Below are 8586 nucleotides of genomic sequence, written 5' to 3'. Positions count from 1 at the left end.
CCTCCGGGTGGTGCGCCGGGCGCACTGTGCGGCCCGTGCAGGTGCCCACGCGGCGCGTGCACTCCCGCTATCCGGACACGATGGACCCGCCGTCACCGGGCCGAGAGCTCTGCGTCCGCTCCGTGCGCGGTCAAAGGCCGTGGCACGGCCCGCGAGGACCGGTGGCCGGATCGTTCCACCGCCAATCCCGCGGTCTTGCCCGCGACCTGACGGTCCGTCACTCTCTGCTGATGGTCAACAGGTGCCGTGCCATGAAGCCGGACAGGAAGCTCTGCAGGAACCTCGTACGGCAGGCGGACCTCCGCTGCCACCTGCATCAAGGGCTTCCTGCGGGCCCGAGGTCTCTCGGGCCCGCTCCTCGGCGCACCGCCAACCGTCCGCAGCCCGCGCCGTCCAGGCCCCGCCGGGCGGCTCCTGCCCCGCCGCCCCTTCGGATCCCGCCCCAGCGCAGCGGACCGTCCATCTCACCCCGGGCGCCGCGCGTCGTGTCCCGTACGGAGACGGACAGCGCCGTCCGGGCGTGTGCCCAACTCGTCGGCGGGGGCGGCGGCGACGTCATCGCGGCGCAGGCGATGCGCTACGTGGCCCCGGAGACCTGGAACGCCCTCGTCGAGCGGCACCGCGGCAAGGGCTGCGACGCACTCGCCGCCTTCGCCCGCGCCCTGCTGGACGGCAAGAAGTCCCTGCACGGCGTGGTCGGCAGCCTCGTCGGCGCCCTGCTGGCCGCACTCGGCCGCCCCCGCATCGAGCAGGTCTTCGCCCAGGAACTCGCCAGCCGCGTACCGCTCCCGTTCGGAGGCGAGATCGCCCTCGCCGCCCGCGGCCTCCAAGCGGCCGGCATCTTCATCTGCTTCACCGACGGCGGCGCGATGGACGACTGCGCCTGCCTGCGCGACCTCCTGCTCAACGAGGGCAAGGACCAGTTCGACAACCTCCTCCAAGGGGCCCTGAACGACTGGAGCCAGCTACCGGGCCGCATGCGGCCGGAGGCTGTCGCGTTCGAGCGGAACTGATGCGAAATCATCAACCCCCTTCTACTGCAGCACATTTCGCTTGACGGAATGGGCGGGCGAGGGCGGGTTCCGCCGCTCGGACGGTGGAAGAGAGCCGGTTGGGCGCTGTCCGTCTGTGCTCCGGCAACCGCTTCAGTCGGCGGCGTGCAAGAGGAGCTAATGCAAAGAGGGTCGGCGGCCATGTCCCGTGCTCCGGTTGCTCGTTGGTCATGGCAGGGGGACGGGGCCGCCGTGGCTGGTGGCGGATGACCTGTGGAGGCGGATCGAGCCGCTGCTTCCGGCACGTGAACGGCGTCGGCGGTTCCCCTGATCACTCAGCCAGTCGAACGAAGCGCATCTCGCAACGTCGGTAGGACTCGTCGACACCGAAGCTCTGCTCCACAAGGTGCCAGCCAGCCGCCTCGATCCGCCCTACGTACACCGCAAGGTTCTCGTCAGGATGCACCGGGTGGAGGCGGATGCTCCGGACGTGCTCAGCGGCGCCTCCTTGGAAGCAACGCAGGGCGTAGCTGTCCACGGGGCTCAGTCCGGAGGGAACGCGTCGATCCACCCACCGATCGTAGGCAGCACCACCAGACCGTGCACCTGCCTTTGTGTCAGCTCCTCTTGGGGCTGCGGTGGTGCCCTGCAGCAGTCGGTGAGGGGCAGGACCTGGGGCGTCCGCCTGCCCGTACAGCGGTGTCGTCCAGGTGGTGCCGCCGCTGTGTACGGGGCTTTCGGATCTCGCGCACTCACGGAAGGGCCACGAGGGTCTGGCTGTCTTTGTCGCAGGCCGGCTGGGGTGCCAGAGTGTTCCGCCGGTCTGGCTGGGCGGCAACTCCTCCGTGACGGAGCGCGTCATCGAGCGGCTGTACTCGTGCTCGTCAACCCCGAGCACCGGTAGGGCCGCCCGCCGGACCCGGGGGCGGGTGGGCGGGCGCGCGGACGGGCTGTCAGCACCCGGTTGCGGGTGGTGGGGGAGACCTGTGGTGAGGCGGTTCAGGTGGAGTCGCGGACCACCAGGCGGGAGGGCACCACGTGGGTGCCGGGGGAGGGGGCCCCGTCGATGGCGTCCAGCAGTCGCAGGGCCGCGGTCCGGCCGATCTCCTCCAGGTTCATGTCCACGGTGGTCAGCGGCGGACGGGAGGCCAGCGCCATGGTCTCCCAGTTGTCGTAGCCGACGATCGCGATGTCCTCGGGGACCCGGTGCCCCGCCTCGCGGAGCGTGTCCGCGGCACCCCGGGCGATCTGGTCGTTGCCGCAGAAGATCGCGTCGGTGTCCGGTGCGGTCGCCAGCACCGCGCGTGCGGCCCGGCGCCCCCACGCCTCGCTCCACTCGCCGTAGTGCACCTGCCGCGGATCCGCCTCCAGGCCGGCCTCCTGCTGCCGGCGCAGGGCCAGCGCGGCGCGGTTCGCGGCCGCCGCGTGGTGGGCGGGGCCGGTGATGTGCGCGATCCTGCGGCGGCCGGTGGCCACCAGGTGGCCGATCGCCATCCGGGTGCCCCCGGTGTCGTCGGAGACCACCGAGATGTCCGCGGGGTCGCTGGAGGGGGTGAAGGCGTAGACCGTCGGCGTGTCCCCGGTCCCGGCCAGCGGGGGGCGGGGGTCGGTGCGGCGGCCGGTGACGATCAGGCCGTCGATCCGGCGGGCGGCCAGCGTCCGCAGGTAGTGCTGCTCCCGGATGGCGTCGCCCCGGGTGTCGCAGAGCAGCACCGAGATCTGACCGGCCCCGAGCGCGTCCTCCGCCCCGAGCAGGACGGGCGTCGAGAACCGGCCGATGCCGTCGGTGGTGATCAGTCCGACCGTCCAGGTGCGCCCGGTGTGCAGGGCCTGGGCGGCGGGGTTGGGCTGGAAGCCCAGTTCGCGCGCGGCCGCTTCCACCCGCTCGCGGGTCTCGGGGCGCAGCTTGCCGCGTCCGTTCAGCGCCTTCGACGCGGTGCCGGGCGCGACGCCCGCGCGGGCCGCGACCTCGGTCAGGGTCGCCCGCGGGGATGCGCTGACGGGGTCGGTAGCTGTCATTGAGGAAACCCTTTTCCTTGTCTGAGGTCGTGGCAATCCTGCCATGCCGTACCCCGCGAAGTCACCATCCGCAGCGGCCCGGTGAACCCTGCGGGAAGTCTTGACATCGCGCAGATGCAACACCTACGTTCCTCGCCAGGAAAAGCATTTCCCCCAGCTCTCCCGCTTCCCCCAGCTCCCCGCTTCCCCCGCTTCCCGGCTTCCCCGCTCCCCCCGGCAGCCCCGCGCAACCGCTCGGCAGGCCCGCGCAACCGCCCGGTACGCGGTACGGCCGTGTCCCGGCGGCGCCCCCGGAGCCCGACGCCCTTCCTCCTGCACATCCAGTGCGCGCCCCGCGCCGAGGAGTCATCCATGTCTGCACCCCTGCCCGAGCGGCCGCGCCCCGCGGGCCCCGTCCTTCCGTTCGCCGAGGAGCACGTCTCCCTGCGGCCCGGCGCCGCGAGCGTGATCGGCGGCGGTTTCTGGGCCGAGCGCCGCAGGACCAACGCCCTGGTCGGCATCCCGCAGGGACCGGCCCTGCTGGAGTCCGCGGGCAACCTGCACAACCTGAAGCTCGCCGCCGGCACCGCCGAGGGCGAGTACCGCGGCGACCTCCCCTTCCTGGACACCGACGTCACCAAGTGGCTGGAGGCGGCGGCCTGGCACCTCGGGGACCCGGCCGAGCCGCTGCCCGACCTGCCCGCGCAGATGGCCGAGCTCATCGGCCTGCTCGCCGACGCCCAGGAGCCCAGCGGCTACCTCAACTCCTGGTTCCAGGTCACCCGCCCCGGCGAGCGCTTCGAGGACCTGCGCTGGGGCCACGAGCTGTACTGCGCGGGCCACCTGATCCAGGCGGCCGTCGCCCACCACCGCACCACCGGCGAGCGCGCGCTGCTGGAGGTCGCCGTCCGCTTCGCCGACCACGTCGACGCCACCTTCGGCCCCGGCCGGCCCGTCGACGGCATCTGCGGCCACGCCGAGATCGAGACCGCGCTGGTCGAGCTCCACCGCACCACCGGTGAGCGCCGCTACCTCGACCTCGCCCAGTACTTCGTCGACCGGCACGGCCACGGACTGCTGAACACCGGGGAGAAGCACGGCACCGCCCCGGGCCCCGCCTACTGCCAGGACCGGGTGCCGCTGCGCGAGGCCGAGACGGTCGAGGGCCACGCCGTGCGCCAGCTCTACCTGCTGGCGGGCGCCACCGACCTGGTCATGGAGACCGGCGAGGCCGAACTGCGCGCCGCCGTCGAGCGCCTGTGGACGGCCATGACCACCACCAAGACCCACCTGACCGGCGGTCTCGGCGCCCGCCACGAGTGGGAGGACTTCGGCGACCCGTACGAACTCCCCAGCGACCGCACCTACTGCGAGACCTGCGCCGCGGTGGCCTCCGTCCAGTGGAACTGGCGGATGGCCCTGCTCACCGGCGACGCCAAGTACTCCGACCTCGCCGAGCGGACCCTGTACAACGGCTTCCTGGCCGGGGTCTCCCTCGACGGCGAGAAGTGGCTGTACGTGAACCCGCTCCAGGTCCGCGACGGGTACGAGGACACCGCCGACGACCAGACCAGCCGCCGCACCCGCTGGTTCCGCTGCGCCTGCTGCCCGCCGAACGCGATGCGCCTGCTCGCCTCCCTGCCGCACTACCTGGCCAGCACCGACGGGCAGGGGCTGCAGCTCCACCAGTACGCCTGCGGCCGCACCGAGGCGGTGCTCCCCGTCGGCAAGGTCGCGGTGGAGACCGCCACCGCGTACCCGTGGGAGGGCCGCATCGCCGTCACGGTCGACACCGCGCCCACCGGGCAGAGCTGGACGCTCTCCCTGCGCATCCCGCACTGGTCCCGCACGGCCTTCAATGTGAGCGTTAACAACGAGGCGGTCGAGGCCCGCGCCGAAGACGGCTGGCTGCGCCTGACCCGCACCTGGGCCGAGGGCGACCGGGTGGTGCTCGACCTCGACCTCGCGCCGCGCCTCACCCGGGCCGACCCGCGGGTGGACGCCGTGCGCGGCAGCGTCGCCATCGAGCGCGGCCCGCTGGTCTACTGCCTGGAAAAGGTCGACCACCCCGGCGGCGGACTGGACGACGTGGTGCTCGACACCGCGGCCCCCCTGGCGGCCGAGCACCGGCCCGACCTGCTCGGCGGCGTCACCACCGTCACCGCCTCCGGCGCCCGGCTGGCCCCCGCGGACGACACGGCCTGGTGGCCCTACACGCCGGCCGGCCAGGACGCGCCGGCCCGCCGCGAGCCGCTCGAACTCACCGCCGTCCCCTACTTCGCCTGGGCCAACCGCGAGGACGGCGGCATGCGGGTCTGGATCCCCACCGCCTGACCCCCCGGCCGCAGCAGCGCCCCCTCCTCGAACCGCCCCCTCCTCGAACCGCCCCCACCCCACCCCCCCTCGTCCCTCCCTCCCCACCCACGAACACGAGGCTCCTGATGAACAGATCGCGCAGACTCCGCACCTCCCTGGCGTGCGCGGCCGCCGCCACCGTGCTGCTCCCGCTGGCCGCCTGCTCCTCCGGCGGTTCCTCCTCCGGCGGCTCCCAGGCCGGCGGGGCCTTCACCTTCTGGGACCCGTACCCGCAGTACGACTCCTCCTCCGTGTGGGAGCAGACCGTCAAGGCGTGCGGCAACACGGCCGGCGTCGAGGTGAAGCGCACCGCCATGGACACCGGCGACATCGCCAACAAGACCCTGCTGGCCGCACAGCAGGGCAACTCGCCCGACATCGTCCTGGTCGACAACCCGGTGGTCTCCACCCTCGCGCAGGCCGGCGTGCTGACCACCACCGCCGACCTGGGCCTGGAGACCGACCGGATCCAGCAGAACATCCTCGACGCCGGCACGGTCGACGGGAAGTCCTACGGCGTGCCGATCGGCGCCAACACCCTCGCGCTGTACTACAACGCCGACGTCCTCACCGCCGCCGGCGTCGACCCGGCGGGGGTCAAGGACTGGGCGTCGCTGACCGCGGCGCTGGAGAAGGTCAAGGCCGCCGGCAAGAAGGGCATCACCTTCTCCGGGATCAAGACCGAGGAGGGCTCCTTCCAGTTCCTCCCCTGGTTCTGGGGCGCGGGCGCGGACCTGAAGAAGCTCGACTCCCCGCAGGCGGTCGCCGCCCTGTCGCTCTGGAAGGACTGGCTGGACAAGGGCTACGCCCCCAAGTCGGTCATCACCAACACCCAGACCACCGCCTGGCAGGAGTTCGACACCGGCGACTTCGCCTTCGTCGAGAACGGCACCTGGCAGCTGGCCAACGCCGCCAAGGCGAAGTTCAGGACCGGCGTCATCACCCTCCCCGCCCAGAACGGCGGCGCCGCCCCCGCGCCCACCGGCGGCGAGTTCGTCACCGTCCCCGTCCAGAAGGACGACTCCCGCTACACCGCCAGCCAGAAGATCGTGAACTGCCTGATCAGCCAGGAGAACCTGCTGAACACGGACGCCACGCTCTCCTACGTCGCCCCCGTCCAGGCCGTCCAGCAGCAGCAGGCCGCCTCCAACGCCGAGCTGACGCCGTGGGTCGCCGCCGTCGGCGCGGCCAGGGGCCGCACCAGCGGGGGCCTGGGCACCGACTACCCGGTCGTCTCCGAGCAGATGTGGACCGCCGTCCAGTCGGCGCTCTCCGGAGCCCGGTCGCCGCAGGACGCGCTGGCCGCCGCGCAGAAGGCCGCCGCCGCCAAGTCCGGCCACTGAGCCGTTCGGACCACCAGTCATCCGTCCGCCCCGCCGGGGCGGACGGATCCGGCAAGGAGATGTGATGGCAACCGTCAACACGTTGCTACGACGGGCGGACGACGGCCCGTCAGGGGGCCCGCGGGCAAGGGCCGCCGCCTCCCGGCGGTCCGGCCGCCGCGCCCGCAAGGTGCCGAGCAGCCCGCGGTTCACCGCCTGGGCGTTCCTCGCACCGCTCGTGGCCTACCTCGGCGCGTTCTACGTCTACCCGCTGTACCGCAACGTGGACCTCAGCCTGAAGAACTACACGGTGCGGTCGTTCGTCCGGGGCGACGCGCCGTTCGCCGGCCTGGACAACTACCGGCAGGTCTTCGACGACCCGACCTTCGTTCCGGCCCTGGTCAACACCCTGCTGTTCACGGTCGGCTCGATCGCGGTCCAGTACGGGCTCGGCCTGGCCCTGGCGGTGTTCTTCAACCGGCACTTCCGGCTCTCGGCCACCCTGCGGGCCCTGTTCCTGGTGCCGTGGCTGCTGCCGCTGATCGTCTCGGCCTCCACCTGGGCGTGGATGCTCAACACCGAGTCCGGCGTCGTCAACCACTTCCTGTCCACCCTGGGCACCGGCCCCGTGGACTGGCTCACCTCGCCCACCTGGTCGCTGGCCTCCGTGCTGATCGCCAACATCTGGATCGGCATCCCGTTCAACCTGGTCATCCTCTACAGCGGCCTGCAGAACATCCCCGGCGAGCTCTACGAGGCCGCCGCCCTCGACGGCGCCGGATCCTGGCAGACCTTCCGCCGCATCACCTTCCCGCTGCTGCGCCCGGTCTCCGCCATCACCCTGCTGCTCGGCTTCGTCTACACCCTCAAGGTCTTCGACCTGGTCTGGATCATGACGCGCGGCGGCCCCGGCACCTCCTCCACCACCCTGGCCACCTGGTCCTACCAGCTCGGCTTCGGCTCCATGCTGCCCCACTTCGGCCCCGGCGCCGCGGTCGGCAACCTGCTGATCCTGATCGCCTTCGCCTTCGGACTGCTGCACCTGTACACCCAGAGGAGGCAGCAGGCATGAGCACCGCCCCCGCCACCCGCACCGTCCGGGGAGCCAGGCGCAACACGGCCGTCGGCCTGGTCCTGACCGCGCTGATGCTCTTCCCGGTCTACTGGATGATCAACGTCTCGCTCACCCCGCAGAGCGAGATGCGCAAGACCGACCCCGACCTGTTCCCCCTGCACCCCACCTTCGAGGGCTACCGGGCGGTCCTGCGCGACCAACTGCCCTACCTCGGCACCAGCCTCCTCATCGGCCTCGGCACCGTCGCCCTCACCCTGGTGGTCTCCGCGCCGGCCGCCTACGCCCTGGCCAAGCTCCGCCCGCGCGGTGGCGGACTGCTCGGCTTTGTGCTGATCGTCGCCCAGATGATCCCCGGCATCGTCATGGCCATGGGCTTCTACGCCGTCTACCTCAAGCTCGGCATGCTCAACACCTGGTGGGGCCTGGTCGTCGCGGACTCGACGATCGCCGTCCCCTTCGGCGTGATGATCTTCGCCGCGTTCATGGCCGGCATCCCCGACGAACTGATCGCCGCCGCGAAGATCGACGGGGCCGGCACCTGGCGCACCTTCGTCTCGATCGTCCTGCCGGTCAGCCGCAACGCGATCGTCACCGTGTCGCTGTTCGGCTTCCTGTGGGCCTGGTCCGACTTCGTGTTCGCCAACACGCTCAACGGCGGCGGCACCCTGCGGCCCATCACCCTCGGCATCTACCGCTACATCGGCAACAACAACCAGGAGTGGAACGCCATCATGGCGACCGCCGTCGTCGCCTCCGCCCCGGTCGCGCTCCTCCTGGTCCTCGCCCAGCGCTACGTCGCCGCCGGCGTCACCGCCGGCGACTTAAAGGAATGTCCGCGGAGTAG

Annotated in this window: 6 protein-coding genes; 5 read left to right on the top strand and 1 reads right to left on the bottom strand. The window is 72.0% G+C overall.

Annotation, left to right across the window (positions count from 1 at the left end; genetic code table 11):
* The first annotated feature begins 485 nt into the window (after positions 1 to 485).
* On the top strand, positions 486 to 1013 hold the full coding sequence (locus tag ACFUEL_RS29525; RefSeq protein WP_380239830.1) for a hypothetical protein: 528 nt from the start codon (positions 486 to 488) through the stop codon (positions 1011 to 1013).
* 978 nt (positions 1014 to 1991) lie between these two features.
* Here ACFUEL_RS29525 and ACFUEL_RS29520 read toward each other — a convergent pair.
* Positions 1992 to 3011 carry a LacI family DNA-binding transcriptional regulator gene (locus ACFUEL_RS29520; RefSeq protein ID WP_380239829.1) on the bottom strand — a complete coding sequence of 340 codons (1020 nt, stop codon included), beginning with the start codon at positions 3009 to 3011 and terminating at the stop codon, positions 1992 to 1994.
* A 351-nt stretch (positions 3012 to 3362) separates the two neighbouring features.
* Between ACFUEL_RS29520 and ACFUEL_RS29515 the strand changes: the two genes are divergently transcribed.
* The 4 genes from ACFUEL_RS29515 to ACFUEL_RS29500 form a co-directional block, all read left to right on the top strand.
* Positions 3363 to 5324, top strand: a complete 1962-nt coding sequence (locus ACFUEL_RS29515; RefSeq protein WP_380239828.1) for a glycoside hydrolase family 127 protein — start codon at positions 3363 to 3365, stop codon at positions 5322 to 5324.
* A gap of 107 nt (positions 5325 to 5431) precedes the next feature.
* Positions 5432 to 6688 carry an extracellular solute-binding protein gene (locus tag ACFUEL_RS29510; RefSeq protein WP_380239827.1) on the top strand — a complete coding sequence of 419 codons (1257 nt, stop codon included), beginning with the start codon at positions 5432 to 5434 and terminating at the stop codon, positions 6686 to 6688.
* A gap of 64 nt (positions 6689 to 6752) precedes the next feature.
* On the top strand, positions 6753 to 7739 hold the full coding sequence (locus ACFUEL_RS29505; RefSeq protein ID WP_380239826.1) for a carbohydrate ABC transporter permease: 987 nt from the start codon (positions 6753 to 6755) through the stop codon (positions 7737 to 7739).
* Positions 7736 to 8586, top strand: an 851-nt coding sequence (locus ACFUEL_RS29500; protein WP_380239825.1) for a carbohydrate ABC transporter permease, incomplete at its 3' end; no start/stop codon positions are given. The genes ACFUEL_RS29505 and ACFUEL_RS29500, both read left to right, overlap by 4 nt.

The sequence above is a fragment of the Kitasatospora sp. NPDC057198 genome, from assembly GCF_042670125.1.
Classification (GTDB): domain Bacteria; phylum Actinomycetota; class Actinomycetes; order Streptomycetales; family Streptomycetaceae; genus Kitasatospora.
Note: the sequence above shows the minus strand (reverse complement) of the source record. Positions and strands in the feature narration are given on the sequence as shown.

Coding starts and splice junctions, on each gene's coding strand:
- ACFUEL_RS29505 (WP_380239826.1), top strand. CDS start 6,753: ATGGCAACCGTCAACACGTTGCTACGACGGGCGGACGACGGCCCGTCA.
- ACFUEL_RS29520 (WP_380239829.1), bottom strand. CDS start 3,011: ATGACAGCTACCGACCCCGTCAGCGCATCCCCGCGGGCGACCCTGACC.
- ACFUEL_RS29515 (WP_380239828.1), top strand. CDS start 3,363: ATGTCTGCACCCCTGCCCGAGCGGCCGCGCCCCGCGGGCCCCGTCCTT.
- ACFUEL_RS29510 (WP_380239827.1), top strand. CDS start 5,432: ATGAACAGATCGCGCAGACTCCGCACCTCCCTGGCGTGCGCGGCCGCC.